We start from the raw sequence: 19,604 nt of genomic DNA, 5'->3' as shown, positions 1-19,604 counted from the left end.
GGAGCTTCTCCATGTGAGAGTAGGTCATCGTCAAGCTTCTATCCCAAACCCCCGATACGCTAAGGCGTATCGGGGGTTTGTCTTTTAGTGAAGACTCTCGAAATGAGTGCTTCGAGCAGTAACCGAAAAATACTGCTGAGCTGAGTCCCTGATGGAGCCAGCTCGAGCTTGCAGGCGGATGAGTCGATAGACCGAAAGTCGCTCTGAACCCGCAAAAGCAGGCTGTCATGTACCTGATTCGGGGTCGCGTTCCAGACGAGACTCCAACCGAATTGCTTGACGATCATAGAGCGTTGGAACCACCTGATCCCATCCCGAACTCAGTAGTGAAACGACGCATCGCCGATGGTAGTGTGGAGCTTCTCCATGTGAGAGTAGGTCATCGTCAAGCTTCTATCCCAAACCCCCGATACGCTAACGCGTATCGGGGGTTTGTCTTTGCGCGCAGGAAAAGCCTTCCGGGAGTCGGCGAATGAACGCGCGCTCTGGCGCAATTGTTGGGTAGGCCGTGCTTCATCGGTCCACCATCGGAGCCAGGCCAGGCCGCGGATGGTGGACATGAAAAGCAATGTTCACGCTACAAGGCTTGAGGCTGCGTTATTCGGTGCGCACGGCGCACCAATCGACATCCCGGGCCGAACCTGACGGTCCGGTTGAATAATGAATTCGCCCCTACGGCAATCCATAAAAAAGGCCACCCTTGGGTGGCCTTTTGCATTTGTGGCGATGTCAGTCGCCGCGGTACTCGCAACCACTGGTGCAGGTCTCGTGGATGCGAATGCGGGAGAGTTCCGGGAGCAGGGGTTTGAGTTGCTGCCAGATCCACTTGGAGAGCACTTCGCTGGTGGGGTTTTCCAAGCCGGGAATCTCGTTGAGGTAGTTGTGGTCGAGCTGTTCGTAGAGCGGCTTGAAGATTTCCTTGATCTCGGAGAAGTCGCGGATCCAGCCGGTATAAGGGTCGACCTCACCCTCGATGTAGATGGCGACGCGGAAGGAGTGCCCGTGCAGGCGGCCGCATTTGTGCCCGGCGGGCACATGGGGGAGGCGGTGCGCGGCTTCGAAGATGAATTCTTTGAACAGTTCCACTTGAGTAACGCTCTTGAAGTGACGGCCAGGCTCTGGCCAAAGCAGGAAAGCCTTGATTTTACCAGCTCTGAGGCAGCCTGACCGAAAAGACAGGTGCAGTCGGACGAACTCCTCCCCTCACTTGATGCCCAGCCGCTTAGCCAGCCGCAGCAGGTTGGCGCGGTCCAGGCCGAGTTCACGGGCCGCCGCCGCCCAGTTCTGCTGCTGGCGCTCCAGGCAGGCAGTGATCAGCCGGCGCTGATAGTGGTCCACGGCTTCACGCAGGTCGCCTGCCGCGACAACAGGCGGAGTCTCGGATGGGCTTGCGACCGCCGTAGGCTGGTTGCTCGGCAAGGGCAGGGCAAGATCATTGGCCGCCAGGGTGAGGATGCGTGGTCGCTCCGGACTGGCTGCCAGGGCCTTGAGGGCGGCACGGCCGATCAGGTGTTCGAGTTCCCGCACATTGCCCGGCCAGTCATAGCCGAGCAGTGCGGCCTGGGCGTCCTGGCTGAGGCGCAGGCTGCGCAGCCCGAGGCGGGCGCGATTCTCCTCGAGGAAGTAGCCGGTCAGCAGCAACACATCGCGGCCACGCTCCCGCAGCGGCGGAACACGCAGGGGATAGACGCTGAGGCGATGGTAGAGATCGGCGCGGAAGCGGCCGGCGCGCACTTCCTCGGCCAGGTCGCGGTTGGTCGCCGCGATGACGCGCACGTCGACCCTGTGCTCGCGGTCCGAGCCGACGCGCTGCAGCTGTCCGCTCTGCAGCACCCGCAGCAACTTGGCCTGGATCGCCAATGGCAGCTCGCCCACCTCATCCAGGAAGAGGGTACCTTCATGGGCCAATTCGAACTTGCCCTTGCGCTCGTTCACTGCGCCGGAGAAGGCGCCGCGCACATGGCCGAATAGCTCGCTCTCCACCAGGGTGTCGGGCAGGGCGGCGCAGTTGAGGCTGATCAGCGGATGCTTGGCGCGCAGCGAGCGGCCATGGATGGACTGGGCCACCAGTTCCTTGCCGACGCCGGTTTCGCCGCTGATCAGCACGGTGAGCTCGCTGCTGCCCACCAGGGTGATCTCTTCGAGCAATGCCTTGTGGGCCGAGCTTTGCCCGATCATTTCCCGAGGGCGGACCTGGCCGGCCGCCTGGCGATAGACCTCCGCCAGCTGCTGCTCGTCCTGGGCGCGACGACTGAGGCTGTCCATGCGCTCGACGGCTTTCACCGTGGCCGCCGCCAGGCTGGCGAAGCCTTCCAGCATCTCCAGGTCCTGGCCGTCGAAGCGTGCAGGGTCCATGGCATCCAGAGTCAGCAGTCCCCAGGGGCGATCGTCGAGGTAGAGGGAGCAACCCAGGCAGTCGTGCACTTCCAGGTGTTCCTGGTGACCTTCTACCAGCCCGTCGTAGGGGTCGGGCAGCCCGCAGTCCGCGGCGAAATGGGTGACGCCACGGCGCTCCATCAGTGCCTGCAGCCGAGGGTGCTCGGAGACCTTGAAGCGCCGCCCCAGGGTGTCCTGGCTCAGGCCGTCCACCGCCAGGGGCACCAACTGGTCGCCGTCCAGGCGCAGCAGGGCAGTGGCATCGCAGGGCAGGAGTCCGCGCAAGGCTTCGAGCAGGCGTCGATAACGTTCGCGCTCGGGTAGTTCGCGGGAGAGATCGCTGACCAGCGGGATCAGCGTCTGCAGCAAGGGGTGCGTTGTCATTATGACTCCACAGTGTCGATATGACCTGCTCGGCAGTGTAGTCAAAAAAACACTTAAAATTATAAGTTATTGATTTATATGGGATAAAATGTTGGCACGAAAGCTGGATTAGTAAAGGCAGAAAGACCCAACCCATAACGGAGTCCCTATGCTGTCCAGCCAACAACGTGCCATCGTCAAATCCACCGTGCCCCTGCTGGAAACCGGCGGGGAGGCGCTGACCAGCCACTTCTATAAGATCATGCTGGGTGAGTACCCGGAAGTGCGGCCGCTGTTCAACCAGGCTCACCAGGCCAGCGGCGACCAGCCGCGCGCCCTGGCGAACGGCGTGCTGATGTACGCCCGACACATCGACCAGCTGGAGACCCTCGGCCCGCTGGTGAGCAAGATCGTCAACAAGCACGTGGCCCTGCAAGTACTACCCGAGCAATACCCCATTGTTGGCGCCTGCCTGCTGCGCGCCATCCGTGAAGTGCTGGGCGCCGAGATCGCCACCGACGAGGTGATAGAGGCCTGGGCCGCTGCCTACCAGCAACTGGCAGACCTGCTGATCGGCGCCGAAGAGGAAGTCTACGCCGCCAGCGCAGCTGCTGTCGGGGGCTGGCGTGGTGCGCGCTGGTTCCGCCTGGTACGCAAGGAAGTGGAAAGCGCGGAGATCACCTCCTTCTACTTCGCTCCGGAAGACGGCGGTGAGCTGATGGAATTCACCCCTGGCCAGTACATCGGGCTGCGCCTGTTCCTGGATGGCGAGGAAGTCCGCCGCAACTATTCGCTCTCGGCCCTCGCTAATGGCCGCGAGTACCGCATCAGCGTCAAACGCGAGGAGGGCGGCCGGGTTTCCAATTACCTGCACGACCAGTTCGACGTGGGCCAGCGCATCGAGTTGTTCGCCCCGGCCGGTGACTTCGTCCTGCGCCCGGGCAGCAAGCCCCTGGTGCTGATCACCGCCGGCGTCGGCATTACCCCGGCGTTGGCCATGCTGGAGGCTGCGCAGGACAGCGGGCGGCCGATCCATTTCATCCATTGCGCACGCAATGGTGCGGTCCATGCCTTCCGCGACTGGATCGAGGAGAAAGTTGCCGCCATTCCGCAGCTCAGCCGGTTCTTCTGCTACAGCGAGCCGCACCCCCAAGACCAGGCTGACGCCTCCGGCTTCCTGACCCGCGATCAACTGGCGCAATGGCTGCCCGCCGAGCGTGATTTGGATGCCTACTTCCTCGGGCCCAAGCCCTTCATGGCCCAGGTGAAGAAGCATCTGCGCGAGCTGGGCGTACCCGATCGCCAATGCCACTACGAGTTCTTTGGACCGGCCAGCGCCCTGGAGGCCTGACCACAGCGGCCCGGCGCCCAGCGCGCCGGGCCTTCAACCGAGGAGAGCAAGATCATGACTGGTTTGTTCGGTTGCCCCCAACGCCTGCTGCGACTCTCTCATCTGTTTCTCTGGACGGGCCTGGCCCAGCTGTTGCTGGGCATAGCCGGTGCCTACTACCTCGATGCCCATCTCGAACTGCTGACGCTGGTCGGCGCCCACGGCATGGTCATTCTCGGGCCCACCCTGATCAAGCTTGGCTACGTGATGCGCCTCACCGCCCTCTACCAGATGCGCAAGGCTGCGCAGGAGTTCTGCTGTGCAATTGCTTGATGCCTCGCGTGAACTGGCCATCCGCCCGATCTGGCGCCTGGGCTTCAGGCCTTTCTTCCTCTTCGGCACGGCGTTCGCCCTGGTGGCCGTGCTGATCTGGCTGGCAGCGCTCCACGGCCACGCCGGCGCCTGGCAGCCTGCGGGCGGCTGGCTCGCCTGGCATCGTCACGAGATGGTCTTCGGCTTCGGCGGCGCGATCATCGCCGGCTTCCTGCTCACGGCGGTGCAGAACTGGACAGGTAATCCGGGACTGCGTGGCCGCTCCCTGGCCTTGTTGGCAATGCTCTGGCTGGCCGCACGCCTGGCCTGGCTGCTTGGTGCGCCCCTGGCGCTGCTGATTCCCCTTGAAATCTCTTTCCTGCCGGCGGTTGCACTGGCGATGGGTTGCAGCCTCTGGCGCGTGCGCCAGCGCGGCAACTACCCGGTAGTGGCAGTGCTGATGCTCCTGGCCGCTGCCGATGCCCTGGTGCTATGGGGCCTGGCTTTCGCCGACGACGGCCTGCAGCGCCAGGGCGTGCTGGCCGCGCTCTGGCTGGTGGCCGCGCTGATGGGGCTGATCGGTGGCCGGGTCATTCCGTTTTTCACCCAGCGCGGGTTGGGGCGTACCCAGCAGGTCAAGGCCTGGCCCTGGCTGGACTGGATCATGCTGCTGGCCGGCGTCCTGCTGGCTGTCGTTTTCGCCAGCGGCGTTGGCCTGCAAGCCAATCCCTGGTTGGCGCCGCTCTGTGCCGTGCTCGGCCTGGGTAACCTGCTGCGCCTGGCGCGCTGGTACGACGCCGGCATCTGGCGCGTGACACTGCTCTGGCCGCTGCATCTGGCCTTCGCCTGGCTGGCAGCGGCTCCCTTGGGACTGGCGGCCTGGCATCTGGGCATGCTGGGCAATTCGAGCCTGGCGCAGCATGCGCTCGGTGTGGGCGCCATGGGCGGGCTGATCCTGGCGATGATCGCTCGGGTCAGCCTGGGCCACAGCGGCCGACCGCTGGAGGCGCCGCGGGCGATGGGGCTGGCCTTCGCCTTGCTGAATCTGGGCGCGCTGGCCCGGGTGGTCCTGGTGTCGTGGTTGCCCGGTACTGCGTTATGGCTTGCCGCTCTCTGTTGGGGGCTGGCGTTCGCGCTGTTCCTGCGGCATTACGCGGTGCTGTTGTGCACGCCGCGACTGGATGGCAGGCCGGGCTGATCGCCCGTTGAAGCCTCTGCCTGGCGAATTGGCTCGCCGGGGCAGGCGCGCAGTAGTTCGCCGATGTGCCGGGCCAGGTAGTCCTGGAAGCCCCTATCGTCCCAATACTCCAGGTGGGTCAGGGGCGTGTGCCGCTTGTACCAGGGGCCCACGGACATGGCCTTGTCTTCGTGCACCACGCCGGCATAGCCCTGCACCGGGCGCAGTGGGTAGCCCAGCAGGTCGGCCGGTGCATAGACGTTCAGCCAGCGCGCCGCGCGGCTCAGACGCTCATCGAGGCAGTGCCCGGGAAAGCGGATCGGCTGCACCGGGTCGTAGGCGAAGGTGAAGAGCGGGATATTGCAGCCGAAGGTGACGAGGCCGGCGAGGGTTTCCATGGCGAGGAAGGGATCGCGCGGGCAGCTCGGCGTGACGTTGAGCTTCTGCTGGTCCCAGACGTAGTTGGAGATGATGTGCCCGCCCAGGGAGTGGGCCAGCACCACCAGAGGGGTGGTCGGCCCGACCTTGGAGCGCAGCGCATTGAGGCCGTTGCGCACGCTCTGGTGCACTTGCTCGTAGGTGGTGTCGTAGGCCTGGCTGACCTTGCGGTAGCCGCTGGCATCGCCGAGGAAGAGGGTGACCAGGCGGCGCATCCAGCGCCAGCGCACCGGCTCCCGCTCGAGCTTCTCCAGGTAGGCCAACTCGCGCTTGTCCAGCACGCTGGCCCAGTACAGCGACTGGAAGGCGATGTCTTCCGACGCCACGCCCAGGCGCCTGCGCAGTCCGCGGATGAGGCTCTGGGCAAAGGCGTGCTGGCCTTCGGTGTCCCGTGAATCCGGCTGATTGCCGATGCCATGAATGATGGCGACTGCGAGCTTCATCCCTGTACTCCCTGCTTGGCTCGCGCGGCAGCCTACCCGTTGGCTGTCGCTCCTTCAATCAGAGGTTCAAGAGACGCTCGCCGAGCTTGCCGCCATCTACCAGTTCGAGGAATTCGTCGCCCAGGCGCTGGCTCTCGGCCATGGCCTTGCGCCAATAGCGTTCGCGCCCGGCATCGTCGCCGAGGTAGCGCTTGAAGTCCTTGCGGTCGGGCAGCTTGCCGTGGGGCAGGGTGGCCAGGTACTGGCGTGACGGGGCGAGCAGCAGCACGTCCTGCAGGCGCTCGGCATCCCCCTTGCGCCAGGGCAGGCCCTTGTCGAACCAGCCTGGCACCACCTTGTCGGTAAAGTGCGGATAGAGCACCACGCCGCCCGGGTTGTAGGGCAGGTCCAGGTGGTAGTCGAGCAGGCCGCCATCGCGGTAGGTGCCGGGGCCGGCGCCGGGAATGTCGCGCACGCCTTCCATCACCATGGGTATCGAACCCGAGGCGAGCAGGGCATGACGCAGGTTGCCCAGGTCGAGGGCGTGGAAGCGCGAGGGGAAGTCGGACAGTGCCGCCAGCGGCGGGGCCAGGCGGGCGTCGTGGAGGATGACCCGCTCGAAATGCCGGGCCAGGCGCGAGCGGCCCAGCAGGTTGCTGCCGATGACCGAGGACAAACCCAGGCCCAGGGCGCCGCGGCGGTCATGGGCGAGCAGGCCGTGGCTCTTCACCACCACCACGTTCAGGCGGTAGTGCGGGTTGGCCAACACCTGGGCGTCCTGGTCCTGCAGCAGTTCGTCCAGCATCAGGCCACAGAGGCGACTGACCTCCGCCATGCTCACGCCCTTGGGGAAACGCTGGCTGGTGTAGAGATCGCCCAGGCGACGGATGCCGGCCGCGGCGTCCGGCAGGCAGGCGCTGGCGAAACGCCAGGAGCCGATGGAGGCGCCGATCAGCGAGCGTTCCCGGGGCGCTCTCGGCAGCCAGTTGCCGAACAGCACCAGGTCCAGGCCCTGGATGCCCAGCGCCTTGGGGCCGCCCGCGGCGCCGGGCAGGATGCCGACGTCTGCGGGCTTGAGGCCTTGTTCATGGATACGCGCCATGGCGCGGCGTCCTGCGCGCAGGGTGAGGGCGGGAAACTTGATCTGAATGGCGCTCATGCAGGCCTCCTGAATGCAAGGCAGCGATTATAGTGGCGCCCCTGCCAGTACCAAGTCGCTTCAGCGGATGAATGATGCTTTCCAAGTCCGGCGGCAAATTCAGCTTGGATTAAGTCGTGCCGGGTATCTTGCACCCATCGAAAGCACACAACTCCCAAGGAAATGACTCATGAAGAAACTCACTGCCCTGTTCGCCGCTGCTGCCCTCGCCACCACCGCCGGTCTCGCCCAGGCGCGCGACCTTGGCCCGGACGAAGCCCTGAAGCTGCGCGACGCCGGCACCATCCAATCGTTCGAGAAGCTCAACGCCGCGGCCATCGCCAAGCACCCCGGCGGCACCATCAATGAAACCGAGCTGGAAGAAGAGTACGGCCGCCATATCTACCAGGTCGAACTGCGCGACGCCCAGGGCGTGCAGTGGGATCTCGAGCTTGATGCCACCAACGGCCAGATCCTCAAGGATCACCAGGACGACTGATGCGCTGGATCTTTCGCTACAGCGGGATCATCGCCCTGATCCTGGCCATCTTCGCCCTCGAGGCGGTGGCCAGGGACCTGGATCAGGACGAGGCCCTGAAGCTCCGTGAAGAGGGTGTGATCCTGCCCCTCGAGCAACTCCTGAGCAGCGCCCTGGGGCTTTACCCCGGGGCGCGATTGCTGGAGGCCGAGCTGGAGGAAGAGGATGACGTCTACATTTACGAAGTGGAGCTGATCACCGCCGATGGTACGGTGCGTGAGCTGGAACTGGATGCCCGCGACGGGCGAATTCTGAAGGACGAGGAAGACGACTGATGCGGTTGTTGCTGGTAGAGGACCATGTACCCCTGGCCGATGAGCTGACCACCAGCCTCGGTCGTCAAGGCTATGCCGTGGACTGGCTGGCCGACGGGCGTGACGCATTGCACCAGGGGGCCAGCGAACCTTACGACCTGATCATTCTTGACCTCGGCCTGCCCGGCAAGCCGGGGCTCGAGGTGCTACAGGAGTGGCGTGCCGGTGGGCTGGCGACGCCGGTACTGGTGCTCACCGCGCGCGGCTCCTGGGCCGAGCGCATCGACGGCCTCAAGGCCGGCGCCGACGATTACCTGACCAAGCCCTTCCATCCCGAGGAGCTGGCCCTGCGGATCCAGGCGCTGCTGCGCCGTGCCCACGGCCTGGCCAACCAGCCCAGGCTGGAAGCGGCCGGCCTGCACCTGGACGAGGGCCGCCAGTGCGTCAGCCGCAACGGCGAGGACGTGCAGCTGACCGCTGCGGAATTCCGTCTGTTGCGCTACTTCATGCTGCATCCCGGCCAGCTCCTGTCGAAGAGCCACCTGGCCGAGCATCTCTACGACGGCGAGACCGAGCGGGATTCCAATGTGATCGAGGTGCACGTCAATCACCTGCGCCGCAAGCTCGGCCGTGAGGTGATCGAGACCCGACGCGGCCAGGGTTACCGCTTTACCGGTGAGAGCCGGTGAGGTCGATCCAGCGCCGGCTCAGCCTCGGGCTGGCCGGCGCCCTGCTTCTGGTCGGGCTGGTGCTGGCGCAAACCAGCCTCTGGTTATTCGACATTGGCCTGCGGCGCTACCTGGCCGAGGGGCTGCGCAGCGAGGCCGAGTTGCTACTCGGCGCCCTGGTGCGCGGTCCCAATGGCATCCAGCTGGACGAACAGCGCCTCAACCCCGTCCATCAGCAGCCCTATTCCGGCCGCTACTTCATCATCGAACTCGGCGAGCAACCCTGGCGCTCACGCTCCCTCTGGGACAGCGAGCTGGCCATGCCGGCGCAAAAGGGGTTGGCGCCCGGCCTGCTTCCGGGGCCCGGCGACCAGGAGCTGCTGGCCTGGCGTGGCGACTACCGCCGCTTCGGCCGCCAGGTTCGGATAGCCGTGGCCCAGGACTACACGCCGCTGCTGGAAAGCTTCCGCCGCGCGCAGTGGACGGGCTTTGCCCTGGGCGTGGCCGGGCTGTTGCTGATCCTCGCCCTGCAACGCTTCACCGTGCGCCGTGCGCTGCGTCCATTGGAGGAGGTCCGCCAGCAGATCGCCCAGCTGCAGCAAGGGCAGCGTAGCGAGCTGGATAGCCGGGTGCCCGAGGAGCTGGAATCCCTGGTGGCGCAGATCAATCACCTGCTCAGCCACACCGAAGACACCCTGATGCGCTCGCGCAATGCCCTAGGCAACCTCGGCCATGCCCTGAAGACGCCGCTCGCCGTGCTGGTCAGCCTGGCCGAACGCGAGGAGCTGCGTGCCAACCCAGAGTTGCGCGCGACACTGCGTGAACAACTGGAGCAGATCGAACAGCGCCTTGGCCGCGAACTGGGCCGTGCGCGCCTGGCCGGGGAGGCGTTGCCGGGGGCGCATTTCGACTGCGCCGAGGAACTCCCCGGCCTGTTCTCCACCCTGGCGATGATCCATGACCGTGGTCTCGACCTGGACTGGTCTGCGCCCGAAGGCCTGCGGCTGCCCTGGGATCGCGAGGACCTGCTGGAACTGCTTGGCAACCTGCTGGACAACGCCTGCAAATGGGCGGAAAGCCAGGTCAACCTGACCATCCGTACGGGAGATGAGGGCTACAGCCTGATGGTCGACGATGACGGTCCCGGCATTGCCGAAGACCAGCGCGAGTCGGTGATCGGCCGTGGCACGCGCCTGGACGAGCAGGTGGCAGGTCACGGCCTGGGCCTTGGCATAGTGCGTGACATAGTCGAAGCCTGGGGCGGCCGCCTGAGCCTGCAGGACAGTCCCCTCGGCGGCCTGCGGGTAAGCATCGAACTTCCCGCCGCAACGCCTTCGTAGGTAAATCCGCAGGCGATTGAAGTGGCTCTGTCCGCATTGGCTGTTGCCAGGCTTCGACCGACGAGCCTTGAACCCCGCAGGAGCGAGCTTGCTCGCGAAATGAGCCCCTTCGCCAGCAGGCTGGCTCCTACAAGAGTCCCGACCTGTTAGGACATATCCATTGAAATCGCTCCCGCCGTGGGTGCGGTGCCCCGGGTCAGCGCAGCCAACATTCAACCCGTTTCACGACATACCGTCGCCGGGCTTCCCAATCCCCCTCGATCAACTCATAGGCCTGGCCGGTACCTTCCAGCCAGGCGCGGCAATCTTCGAAGAAGGCGCGCCGTTCCGACAGCTCCGGTTGGCAGCGCTGGCCATCGTCTACCCAGGCCACCTGGTCCGGGCTCAGCAGTAGATGCAGGTCGTAGCGCCGGGCCAGTAGCTCGGCTTCCAGCCAGGCGGGGCAGGCGCCGAACAGCTTCTGGCTCCAGAGCATGTTGCTGAGCAGGTGCGTATCGAGGATCAGCAGGTGAGGGCACTTGGCGCGGGCGTCGTCTTCCCAGGCAAGCTGGCCACGGGCTATGGCGGGAATGTCGGCATAGCAGGTGTCCCGCTGTTCGCGGTCGATGAAGTGGCGAACGTATTCGCCCACCAGCAATCCGCCGAATTCCGCCTGGAGTTCGGCCGCCAGCCAGCTCTTGCCGCTGGACTCCGGCCCGGTCAGTACCAGGACTTTCATGCCGCGACCGGCGCCAGATCACGCCGCCAGGTGCGCCACCCCTGCACCGCCAGCAGGGTGAAGAGTCCGTAGAGCGCCGCCGTTAGGTACAGGCCCTTGCTGAGGAACAGCAGCACGAACAGCAGGTCCACGGCTATCCAGAGCAACCAGCATTCCAGACGCTTCTGCGCCATCCACCACTGGGCCACCAGGCTGAAAGCGGTGAGCGCGGCGTCCCACCAGGGCGCCGCAGCGTCGGTCCAGGTTGCCATGGCATAGCCCAGGGCCAGGCTGACCAGACCACCGGCCAGCAGGCCCAGGCCCATTTGCTGCGATTCCAGGCGGCTCACTTGGCGCCCGTCGTCACGCTCGCCGCCGCGTGTCCACTGCCACCAGCCGTACAACTGCAGCACGGCGTAGGCCAGTTGCAGGAGCATGTCCGAGTAGAGCTTCACCTCGAAGAAGATCCAGCTGTACATCAGCACCATGACCAGGCCGATCGGCCAGCACCAGGGGTTCTGCCTGACGGTGAGCCATACGGCCAGCACGCCGAGGGTGGCGGCGATGAGTTCGAGCGGTGACACGGCGTAGTTCTCGCGGAGGAAAGCCGGCGATTGTAGCGGCTCGAGGCCGGGGGGGGGGCGCTGCGGGCTCAGCAGGCCAGGTTGTCAGCTTCGCGATAGAGCATCAGCAGCTTGCGGATGATGGCCTGCTGGATATCGCTGCGTTCGAAGGCGGAGAGCCGGGTGAGCTTGTGCACCTGCAGGCGGTGCAGATGGATATAGGGCAGTTGCTGGCCGAACTCGCGCAGGTCGCCCTTCATCAGGATCGGCAGGAAGACGTCGCCGATCTTCTTCTGGTTGCTGATGATCTGCGCCAGGGCCGGCTTGAACGCCATGGTCCTGGGCGCGGGCCCGCCTTCGCGGACCTGGGTGCTCATCAGCAGGCCGGGCTTGCCCAGCACGGCGCCGGGAAGCACGCACAGGCCGGTGCGGCGGACGGCGCTGGGGTCGATGCCGTGAAGGGTGTCGTGGAACGCATAGGGCGCGGGCAGGACCACCATCTTGCGGCCGAGGTCGTTGGGAAAATGCACGCTGTAGTTGGTGTACAGCTGGCGCACCGATTCGGAGTAGACGCACAGCCGGTTCTCGAACAGCCGGATGAAGCGCTCGGCCAGTTCGCGCCGGGCGATGCTGTGCAGATCCCAGATCAGGTCGACGTTCTGTGGCTGGCTGAGGTCGACTTCCTGGTGCTGCATATCGTTCATGCTGGTTCCATACATGAAGTTGCCCGAACAGGCGGTTGAGTTGTTCTGCCAATTGACCGAGGCGCCAGCTGGCGCTGTAGTTTCGTTCGGCCGCAGTGGCGCTGTCGTGGGTCAGTCCGGCAGTCTGCGTCACATTATGGCTGATGCCTGTGACAACGTGTGATTATCGCAGCCGCCCTGGCGATGGTGGCGGGCAGCGGCAAGCAGTCTTTGGCCGCGCTTTCCGGCCGGCTCTCTGTTAGCATTTCGGCCCTCCGGGGCAAAGCTGAAGCTCAATCGACCCCGGAACCTGCTCGCTGGCACCCGGTCTCAACGCCGTTCGGCACTCCTGCGGTGCCAGCTACCTGCACATTCGAATGCAAAGACCGCACGACAGGCGTGTCTCGGGGGATAGTTTCGATGGATTTGTGGACGGCCATGCAGGCCATCATTCTGGGGGTTGTCGAGGGCCTGACGGAGTTCCTGCCGATCTCCAGCACCGGCCACCAGATCGTGGTCGCGGACCTGCTGGGATTTTCCGGAGAGCGAGCGATCGCTTTCAACATCATCATCCAGCTGGCGGCCATCCTCGCCGTGGTCTGGGAGTATCGGCGGAAGATCTTCGACGTCGTGGTCGGCCTGCCCACCCAGCGCAGCGCCCAGCGCTTCACGGTCAACCTGCTGGTGGCGTTCTTCCCGGCGGTGATCTTGGGCGTGGCCTTCGCCGACCTGATCCACCATTACTTGTTCAACCCCATCACGGTGGCCAGTGCCCTGGTGGTGGGCGGCGTGGTCATGCTCTGGGCCGAACAGCGCCAGCACAAGATCCAGGCCGAAAGCGTCGACGAAATGACCTGGAAGCATGCCCTCAAGGTCGGCTGCGCCCAGTGCCTGGCGCTGGTGCCGGGCACCTCGCGCTCCGGCGCCACCATCATCGGCGGCCTGCTGTTCGGCCTGTCGCGCAAGGCGGCCACCGAGTTCTCCTTCTTCCTCGCCATGCCCACCATGGTCGGCGCGGCGGTGTACTCGGGCTACAAGTACCGCGATCTGTTCCAGCCCAGCGACCTGCCGGTGTTCGCCGTGGGCTTCGTGGTGTCGTTCATCTTCGCGATGATCGCTGTGCGCAGCCTGCTGAAGTTCATCGGCAGCCATAGCTATGCGGCCTTCGCCTGGTATCGTATCGGTTTCGGCCTGCTGATCCTGGCGACCTGGCAGTTCGGCATGATCGACTGGTCCACCGCCCAGGGCTGATCCAGCCGTTTGCCGAGAAGGCGCGCCCAATGGCGCGCCTTTCGCGTTTCAGGGGGCGGGAAAGTCGAGGATGAAGCGGGTCCAGCCATTGGCGGACTCGCAGCGGACGTCGCCGCCGTGGGCGCGGACGATGGAGCGCGTGATGGCCAGGCCCAGGCCGGCATGCTCGCGGCCCTCGCGGCCCTCGCGGCCCTCGCGGCGGGCGGGGTCGGCGCGGAAGAAGCGGTCGAACAACCGGGGCAGCAGTTCGGCGGGAATCTCCGCACCACTGTTGGCGACGACCAGGCGCAGGCCGCGGGCATCGCTGGCCAGGCTCAGCTCGATGTGGCCGCACTCCGGGGTGAAGCGCAGGGCGTTGTCCAGCAGGTTGGAAAGGGCGCGACGCAACATGCCGCGGTCGGCGGCGAAGTGCGCCTCGCCAGTGCGGCTCATGGTCACCTGCCGGTCCTCGGCCAGGGGGCTGAAGTACTCCAGCAGGGCATCCAGCTCGCTGGCGAGATCCAGGGGCTCGCGGCGGGTGGCCAGCAGGCCGTGCTCGGCCTTGGCCAGGAACAGCATGTCGCCGACCATCTGCGCCAGGCGCTGGAGTTCCTCCAGGTTGGAATGCAGGGCCTCGCGGTAGTCGTCGATCGCGCGCTCCTGGCTGAGGATCACCTGGGTCTGGGTCAGGAGGTTGGACAGCGGTGTGCGCAGCTCATGGGCTATGTCGGCGGAGAAGGCCGAAAGCCGCTGGAAGGCGTCGTCGAGCCGCGCCAGCATGGCATTGAAGGCGCGCACGAGTTCCACCAGTTCCAGGGGCACCTGGTCGTCCGCCAGGCGGGTGGTGAGGGAGCTGGCGGAAACGCCGGCAGCGACTACGGCCATGCGGTGCAGGGGCCGCAGGCCGCTGCGTGCGGCCCAGGCGCCGAGCAGGGCGGTGGCCAGGGCCGAAAGCCCCACGGTGAGCCAGATCAGCCGCTGCATGCGCTCGAGGAAGTGCTGGTGGTGGGTGATATCCAGCGCCAGGGTGAGGCGCGGCGAGGCCGGGTCTTCCGGCCGTAGTGGTGCGCCAAAGGTCCGGTAGTCGGTGCCGTCCTGCTGCCATTCGTGCAGGCCGTCGCGCCCCGGGGCGCGGAGTCCTTCGGCGCTGTTGAACCAGTACTGGCCTTCGCTGCCCTCCAGGCGCAGGGCGAGGTCAGGGTGCAGGCGCAGTTCGGCCTGCAAGGCTTCCAGGCGCGGCGCCAGGCTGGCGGGGCTGTCCGCTTCGCGCACCAGCGCGCGGAAGGATGCCAGCCGGCTTTCCAGCAGTTGCTGGTCGAGTTCGACGAAGTGGGCCTGGCTGGCGCGACTGAAGAGCACGCCGGCGGTCAGCGAGACGGCGGCCGTGCAGGCGGCGAACAGCAGGCCGAGGCGGGCGGTAAGGGAGAGACCGCGCATCAGCCTTCGCGCGCCTCCAGCACATAGCCCAGGCCACGCACTGTATGGATCAGCTTGGTGGGGAAGTCGTCGTCCAGCTTGGCTCGCAGGCGGCGGATGGCGACTTCGATCACGTTGGTTTCGCTGTCGAAGTGCATGTCCCAGACTTCCGAAGCGATCAGCGCCTTGGGCAGCACTTCGCCCTGGCGGCGCAGGAGGAATTCCAGCAGGGCGAACTCCTTGGCGGTGAGGTCGATGCGCCGGCCGCTGCGCTCCACCCGCCGGCTCAACAGGTCCAGGCGCAGGTCGGCCAGTTCCAGGCTGGTTTCCTGCGGGCTGGTGGCGCCGCGGCGCAGCAGGGTGCGGACGCGGGCGAGGAGCTCGGCGAAGGCGAAGGGCTTGATCAGGTAGTCATCGGCGCCCAGTTCCAGGCCGTGGACGCGCTCTTCCACGGCGTCCCGCGCGGTGAGGAACAGCACCGGAACCAGCACGCCGGCCTCGCGCAGGCTGCGCAGTACCTGCCAGCCGTCGAGGCCGGGGAGCATCACATCGAGGATGACCAGGTCGTACTCGCCGGAAAGGGCCAGTGCGCGGCCTTCGAGGCCGTCGGTGGCGAGGTCGGCGGCAAGTCCGGCCTCGGCCATGCCCTGGCGCAGGTACTGGCCAGTCTTGGGTTCGTCTTCGACTATCAGTAATTTCATGCTGGCAGTGGTTTCATGCTGGGCTCATCGCGTTGGCTGCTGCTTTATACCGTGCCGGCTGGCCGGACAGGGAAAGCTGACATAGTTGTAATGCGGCAGCGCCGTTGGTGCCGCGGATTTTCCAGCGGCGGCGCGACTGTATACAATTGCCCGGTTTTCGCATTCTCAGGTCCGCGCCATGCATCATCCCGCCGAACATTCACCGCTGGGCAAATCCAGCGAGTACGTCAGCACCTACAATCCGGAGCTGCTCTTCCCGATTTCCCGCGTGACCAAGTGGAACGAGCTGGGACTGACCGCTGCGACCCTGCCGTACGTTGGCGTGGACTACTGGAATTGCTACGAGCTGTCCTGGCTGACGCCGTCCGGAAAGCCGGTGGTGGCCATCGGCGAATTCGCCATTCCGGCCGATTCGCCGAACATCATTGAATCCAAGTCCTTCAAGCTGTACCTGAACTCGCTGAACCAGTCCGTCTATGCCGGCCCCCGGGAGCTCGAGCAGGTGCTCAAACGGGACCTGAGCGCTGCGGCGGGCGCTCCGGTGAAGGTGCGGGTGCGCAGCCTGGCGGAGGTGGAGGCCGAGGGTGTGGCCAGACTGCCGGGCCAGTGCATCGACGAGCTGGATGTGCGCATCGACAACTACGAGCATCCGCAGCCCGAGCTGCTGCGCGCGGACGCCGGCCAGCAGGTGACGGAGGCGCTGCACAGCCATCTGCTGAAGTCCAACTGCCCGGTCACCGGTCAGCCGGACTGGGGCACCGTGGTCGTGGAATACCGCGGGGCGAAGCTGGATCACGCCAGCTTCCTGGCCTACCTGGTGAGCTTCCGCCAGCATGCCGATTTCCATGAACAGTGCGTGGAACGTATCTTCCTCGACCTCAAGCGCCTGTTGCAGCCCGAGCAGCTGACAGTCTATGCCCGTTACGTTCGCCGCGGCGGCCTGGATATCAACCCCTATCGCAGTACCCATGAACGCCAGGTGGACAATCGCCGGCTGGTGCGGCAGTAGCGCAAGGGCGCTTCAGGGCCCGGAGCCCAGGCCGGCTGAATGACGAAAACCCCGACTCGAAGTCGGGGTTTTTGCTTTTCGTGGGCTAGATGCCCATGTTCGCCAGGCTCTGCATGATGTTGCGCAGGGTGCCAGCGAGGGTGGGGTGGCGGGTCTCGAATCGTTCCACGGCCAGATTGACGCCGTCCACCAGGCTCGCGTCCGGTGCGCTGGCGGCGTCTTGGGCCAGGCGCAGTTCGATTTCCTGCATCAACTCGATCAGCGATGCGCGCTCCTCTGCATCCAGCGGCGGCTCCTGGGCCAGCTGTTCGCGCAGTTGTTGCAGTTGCTGCTGCAGGCGTTCAGGCATGACTTTCTCCCTTTGCGAATGACTCAGGAGTGGACCCCTGCCGCTGGGGCAAAGGTCCCTCATGCCTTAGAGATTAATCCAGGCTGCCCGGGCCTGCCTGATCAGGATCAAGGCTGTAACAAAACAGCCTCGACTCAGGGCTTCTCGCCTTTCTCCCGGCGCGACGCCAGATCGGCCAGGCAGGGGCCCAGTTCGCCCAGGTGGTCGATCACCGAGTGGGCGCCGAGGCGGTAGAGCTCCAGCGTCGCGGTGGCGCGCAGGCGGTCGCGTTCGGCGCTGTCCAGGGCTTGCCAGTCGGCGGGTGCGAGGCCGCACAGCGGGCCACTGGCGGCCAGGCCTATGGTCCAGAGCCCGGCATTCAGGCCTGCCTGCAAAAGACGCGGATTGGCGCTGACCAGCACACAGCCGTCGAGGCGCGATACACCCAGCCCCGCCAGGGCCTGCCAGCAGCTGTCCGGCGCGGGCCAGGGGCGGGCGCCGTTGAGTTCGCTGGGGCGCAGCCAGGCGGGCAGGGGAGCGGCCAGGCGCCAACTGGCGGGGGCCGGCAAGTCGTCGAGCCAGGCGCAGGGCACCTTGCTGCCGTCTACCAGGCTGGCCAGCGTATCGAGGTCGGCCACGACTTCGGCATGCTCGCTCGCGGCGTCGAGCAACTGCTGCTGGAAGGCCTGCAGTTGCGCTTCGCTGGCGGAGGCGCCCAAGGCGTGGTCGAGGGCTGCCAGCGGCTCCAGGCCGGTGGTTTCGGCCAGGCGTTCTACCGGGCAATCCGGCAGCAGTCGGGTCAGCGCCAGGGGCAGGGTACGGGAACCGAAGTCCACCAAGCAGCCGGAGAGGCCGAAGAGGATGGCGGTGAAGGCGGGCGGTTGGCTCTGGGGCATCGGCGTCGTCCTGACGAGGTCTGGCGCAGGCTAACCGCCCTGGATGACAACGGCGTTACGAACGCTTGTCGGTCCCCAGGGCCTGGCGCAGGGCATCGGGCACCGGTACCGACCTGTTGGTATCGTGATCGATCCAGACTAGCTTGCAATGGCCTTCTCCGTAGAGCGTTTCCGGGTCTTCCAGGGTGCTCAGGCGGTGCTCCAGCACCAAGCTGCTGTTGCCCACCGGGCCGGCGTACAGTTCGATGACCACAGTGGCCGGATGCACCACGGGCTTGAGGTAGGTATGCAGGGTCTGCAGTACTACCGGGCCCTGGGGCACGTTGTTCATGTTGATGCCGAGACGCTCGAAGCAGGCCACCCGGGCTTCTTCCAGGTACTGGATGTAGAGGGTGTTGTTGACGTGACCATAGCTGTCCATGTCGCCCCAGCGAACGGGGATATGTGCAACATGAAGCAAGGTTTTTTCCGGCATGATGGCTGTCCGCTATGCTGCCCTGATGGAGCGATGGCCTTATACTGCGCGCCGTCGGTGGGGCGGCAGGGCCGCCACACTACTTTTCTCAAGGAGAGTCTGCAATGCAATTGATCGGTGCTCAGTGGCTCGGCCGCCTGGGTCGCGCGCTGGCCTGCCTGAGCCTGGCGATACTCCCTATCGCCGCGCACGCTGCGGAGGATGACCCCTGGGAGGGCTTCAACCGCGCGATATTCCGCTTCAACGATACCCTCGATACCTATGCGCTGAAGCCCGTCGCCAAGGGCTACCAGGCGGTGACCCCGCAGTTCCTGGAAGATGGCATCCACAATGTCTTCGGCAATATCGGCGATGTGGGTAACCTGGCCAACGACCTGTTCCAGGCCAAGTTCCACGATGCCGGCGTCGACACCAGCCGCCTGATCTTCAACACCAGTTTCGGCCTGCTCGGCTTCTTCGACGTCGCTACCCAGATGGGGCTGCAGCGCAACGACGAGGACTTCGGCCAGACCATGGGCTACTGGGGCGTAGGCAGCGGCCCCTACCTGGTGCTGCCGTTCTTCGGCCCCAGCACCGTGCGCGATGCCGGCGGTATGGTCCCGGACAGCTTCCTCGGTCCTTACCCCTATATCGACCATGTACCGACCCGCAACGTGACCCGCGCGGTGGATGTGGTGGATACCCGCGCCAACCTGTTGTCGGCCGAGAAGCTGATCACCGGCGACAAGTACATCTTCATTCGCAATGCCTACCTGCAGAACCGCGAGTTCAAGGTGAAGGACGGCGAGGTCGAAGACGACTTCTAAGCGACAGCCCCATGAAAAGGCGACCTCGGGGTCGCCTTTTTCGTTTCAGGCCTTTACCGCCTGGGACATTTCCAGGATGACCAGGCCAAGGGTCTGGCCGCCGCTTGGGAGCTCGCCGACGCGCACGACTTCGGCCTCGGCCTCCAGTCCCTTGAGTGCGCTGTGCTCGGGCGGGATGAGCACGCGGACGCGGTCGCCGACCGCGAGGTTCACGTCCGCTTCCAGCTGTATGCCGCTGCTGGAGAGGTCCAGGCAGAGGGTGGGATACTGCCGGCCGGCGTGCTCCAGGATGGCCTGGGTCTGCACCTGCATCCGGATGAAATCGCGCTTGTCGCTGTCGTTGCGGTCGTCCAGGCTCACGTACTGGTCCTCTTGTTGTCATGGAGTCGCCTTGAACCACTTATAACTTCCAGCGATTTCAGGTGTAAAGGCAGAGTTCGACGC

At 65.5% G+C, this 19,604-nt stretch carries 23 protein-coding genes and 1 rRNA gene; 11 read left to right on the top strand and 13 right to left on the bottom strand.

Annotated features, from left to right (window positions below):
• The first annotated feature begins 275 nt into the window (after positions 1-275).
• Positions 276-391, top strand: a 5S ribosomal RNA gene (rrf, locus tag E8F12_RS10405).
• Positions 392-729: 338 nt separating this feature from the next.
• On the opposite strand, the gene queD is transcribed toward rrf, so the two are convergent.
• Both queD and norR read right to left on the bottom strand, forming a co-directional pair.
• Complete coding sequence (queD, locus tag E8F12_RS10400; RefSeq protein WP_280288697.1) at positions 730-1,086, bottom strand: 6-carboxytetrahydropterin synthase QueD; 357 nt, start codon at positions 1,084-1,086, stop codon at positions 730-732.
• Positions 1,087-1,203: 117 nt separating this feature from the next.
• On the bottom strand, positions 1,204-2,760 hold the full coding sequence (norR, locus tag E8F12_RS10395) for a nitric oxide reductase transcriptional regulator NorR (protein WP_280325156.1): 1,557 nt from the start codon (positions 2,758-2,760) through the stop codon (positions 1,204-1,206).
• A gap of 148 nt (positions 2,761-2,908) precedes the next feature.
• On the opposite strand from norR, the gene hmpA reads away from it, so the two are divergent.
• The 3 genes from hmpA to E8F12_RS10380 are packed head-to-tail and all read left to right on the top strand — an operon-like array spanning position 2,909 to position 5,579.
• Positions 2,909-4,090: an NO-inducible flavohemoprotein gene (gene hmpA, locus E8F12_RS10390; RefSeq protein ID WP_280288695.1), complete on the top strand. Its 1,182-nt coding sequence runs from the start codon at positions 2,909-2,911 to the stop codon at positions 4,088-4,090.
• Between the two features lie 54 nt (positions 4,091-4,144).
• A complete protein-coding gene (locus E8F12_RS10385) occupies positions 4,145-4,402 on the top strand; it encodes a transmembrane sensor/regulator PpyR (RefSeq protein ID WP_280288694.1) in 258 nt (85 codons plus the stop codon).
• Positions 4,389-5,579, top strand: a complete 1,191-nt coding sequence (locus E8F12_RS10380; RefSeq protein WP_280288693.1) for an NnrS family protein — start codon at positions 4,389-4,391, stop codon at positions 5,577-5,579. Before E8F12_RS10385 ends, E8F12_RS10380 begins: the two co-directional genes overlap by 14 nt.
• Here the strand turns inward: E8F12_RS10380 and E8F12_RS10375 are convergent.
• Entirely contained in the window at positions 5,531-6,439 is a 909-nt protein-coding gene (locus tag E8F12_RS10375; protein ID WP_280325155.1) for a hypothetical protein, read from the bottom strand. The two genes, E8F12_RS10380 and E8F12_RS10375, sit on opposite strands and share 49 nt — an antisense overlap.
• A gap of 58 nt (positions 6,440-6,497) precedes the next feature.
• Positions 6,498-7,577, bottom strand: coding sequence for a patatin-like phospholipase family protein (locus tag E8F12_RS10370; protein ID WP_280325154.1), 1,080 nt, complete (start codon positions 7,575-7,577; stop codon positions 6,498-6,500).
• 169 nt (positions 7,578-7,746) lie between these two features.
• Here E8F12_RS10370 and E8F12_RS10365 point away from each other — a divergent pair, with 169 nt between their 5' ends.
• Genes E8F12_RS10365 through E8F12_RS10350 form a run of 4 tightly spaced genes read left to right on the top strand, consistent with a single transcriptional unit; the run spans position 7,747 to position 10,356 of the window.
• Complete coding sequence (locus E8F12_RS10365) at positions 7,747-8,055, top strand: PepSY domain-containing protein (RefSeq protein ID WP_280325153.1); 309 nt, start codon at positions 7,747-7,749, stop codon at positions 8,053-8,055.
• Entirely contained in the window at positions 8,055-8,369 is a 315-nt protein-coding gene (locus E8F12_RS10360) for a PepSY domain-containing protein (protein WP_280288689.1), read from the top strand. Before E8F12_RS10365 ends, E8F12_RS10360 begins: the two co-directional genes overlap by 1 nt.
• Complete coding sequence (locus tag E8F12_RS10355) at positions 8,369-9,037, top strand: response regulator transcription factor (protein ID WP_280288688.1); 669 nt, start codon at positions 8,369-8,371, stop codon at positions 9,035-9,037. Before E8F12_RS10360 ends, E8F12_RS10355 begins: the two co-directional genes overlap by 1 nt.
• The gene (locus tag E8F12_RS10350; RefSeq protein ID WP_280325152.1) at positions 9,034-10,356 is read left to right on the top strand and encodes an ATP-binding protein; all 1,323 of its coding nucleotides are present in this window, start codon (positions 9,034-9,036) and stop codon (positions 10,354-10,356) included. The genes E8F12_RS10355 and E8F12_RS10350 overlap by 4 nt, the downstream gene beginning before the upstream one ends.
• A 196-nt stretch (positions 10,357-10,552) precedes the next feature.
• Here the strand turns inward: E8F12_RS10350 and E8F12_RS10345 are convergent, their stop codons facing one another.
• The 3 genes from E8F12_RS10345 to E8F12_RS10335 form a co-directional block, all read right to left on the bottom strand.
• Positions 10,553-11,074, bottom strand: coding sequence for an AAA family ATPase (locus E8F12_RS10345; RefSeq protein ID WP_280325150.1), 522 nt, complete (start codon positions 11,072-11,074; stop codon positions 10,553-10,555).
• A complete protein-coding gene (gene pnuC, locus E8F12_RS10340) occupies positions 11,071-11,637 on the bottom strand; it encodes a nicotinamide riboside transporter PnuC (RefSeq protein ID WP_280325149.1) in 567 nt (188 codons plus the stop codon). The genes E8F12_RS10345 and pnuC overlap by 4 nt, the downstream gene beginning before the upstream one ends.
• A 68-nt stretch (positions 11,638-11,705) precedes the next feature.
• Positions 11,706-12,320 carry a hypothetical protein gene (locus tag E8F12_RS10335; protein ID WP_280288684.1) on the bottom strand — a complete coding sequence of 205 codons (615 nt, stop codon included), beginning with the start codon at positions 12,318-12,320 and terminating at the stop codon, positions 11,706-11,708.
• 399 nt (positions 12,321-12,719) lie between these two features.
• Between E8F12_RS10335 and E8F12_RS10330 the strand changes: the two genes are divergently transcribed.
• Positions 12,720-13,550, top strand: a complete 831-nt coding sequence (locus E8F12_RS10330) for an undecaprenyl-diphosphate phosphatase (RefSeq protein ID WP_280325148.1) — start codon at positions 12,720-12,722, stop codon at positions 13,548-13,550.
• A 48-nt stretch (positions 13,551-13,598) separates the two neighbouring features.
• Here the strand turns inward: E8F12_RS10330 and E8F12_RS10325 are convergent, their stop codons facing one another.
• Both E8F12_RS10325 and E8F12_RS10320 read right to left on the bottom strand, forming a co-directional pair.
• A complete protein-coding gene (locus E8F12_RS10325; RefSeq protein WP_280325147.1) occupies positions 13,599-14,966 on the bottom strand; it encodes a heavy metal sensor histidine kinase in 1,368 nt (455 codons plus the stop codon).
• On the bottom strand, positions 14,966-15,646 hold the full coding sequence (locus E8F12_RS10320) for a heavy metal response regulator transcription factor (RefSeq protein WP_280325146.1): 681 nt from the start codon (positions 15,644-15,646) through the stop codon (positions 14,966-14,968). Before E8F12_RS10320 ends, E8F12_RS10325 begins: the two co-directional genes overlap by 1 nt.
• Before the next feature lie 178 nt (positions 15,647-15,824).
• On the opposite strand from E8F12_RS10320, the gene queF reads away from it, so the two are divergent.
• Positions 15,825-16,655 carry an NADPH-dependent 7-cyano-7-deazaguanine reductase QueF gene (gene queF / locus E8F12_RS10315; RefSeq protein ID WP_280325145.1) on the top strand — a complete coding sequence of 277 codons (831 nt, stop codon included), beginning with the start codon at positions 15,825-15,827 and terminating at the stop codon, positions 16,653-16,655.
• A gap of 85 nt (positions 16,656-16,740) precedes the next feature.
• Here the strand turns inward: queF and E8F12_RS10310 are convergent, their stop codons facing one another.
• From E8F12_RS10310 to E8F12_RS10300, 3 genes are all read right to left on the bottom strand, one after another.
• On the bottom strand, positions 16,741-17,004 hold the full coding sequence (locus E8F12_RS10310) for a DUF4404 family protein (protein WP_280325143.1): 264 nt from the start codon (positions 17,002-17,004) through the stop codon (positions 16,741-16,743).
• Between the two features lie 134 nt (positions 17,005-17,138).
• Positions 17,139-17,879 (bottom strand): HAD family phosphatase, encoded by a 741-nt coding sequence (locus E8F12_RS10305; RefSeq protein ID WP_280325142.1) that lies wholly within the window; start codon positions 17,877-17,879, stop codon positions 17,139-17,141.
• Between the two features lie 55 nt (positions 17,880-17,934).
• A complete protein-coding gene (locus E8F12_RS10300; protein ID WP_280325141.1) occupies positions 17,935-18,354 on the bottom strand; it encodes a thioesterase family protein in 420 nt (139 codons plus the stop codon).
• Between the two features lie 104 nt (positions 18,355-18,458).
• Between E8F12_RS10300 and E8F12_RS10295 the strand changes: the two genes are divergently transcribed.
• Positions 18,459-19,160, top strand: coding sequence for a VacJ family lipoprotein (locus E8F12_RS10295; RefSeq protein WP_280325140.1), 702 nt, complete (start codon positions 18,459-18,461; stop codon positions 19,158-19,160).
• Positions 19,161-19,205: 45 nt separating this feature from the next.
• Here E8F12_RS10295 and E8F12_RS10290 read toward each other — a convergent pair whose 3' ends face one another.
• On the bottom strand, positions 19,206-19,520 hold the full coding sequence (locus E8F12_RS10290; protein ID WP_280325139.1) for a PilZ domain-containing protein: 315 nt from the start codon (positions 19,518-19,520) through the stop codon (positions 19,206-19,208).
• Positions 19,521-19,604: the final 84 nt, after the last annotated feature.

This window comes from Pseudomonas sp. BN102, from assembly GCF_029871245.1.
Taxonomy (GTDB): domain Bacteria; phylum Pseudomonadota; class Gammaproteobacteria; order Pseudomonadales; family Pseudomonadaceae; genus Metapseudomonas.
Note: the sequence above shows the minus strand (reverse complement) of the source record. Positions and strands in the feature narration are given on the sequence as shown.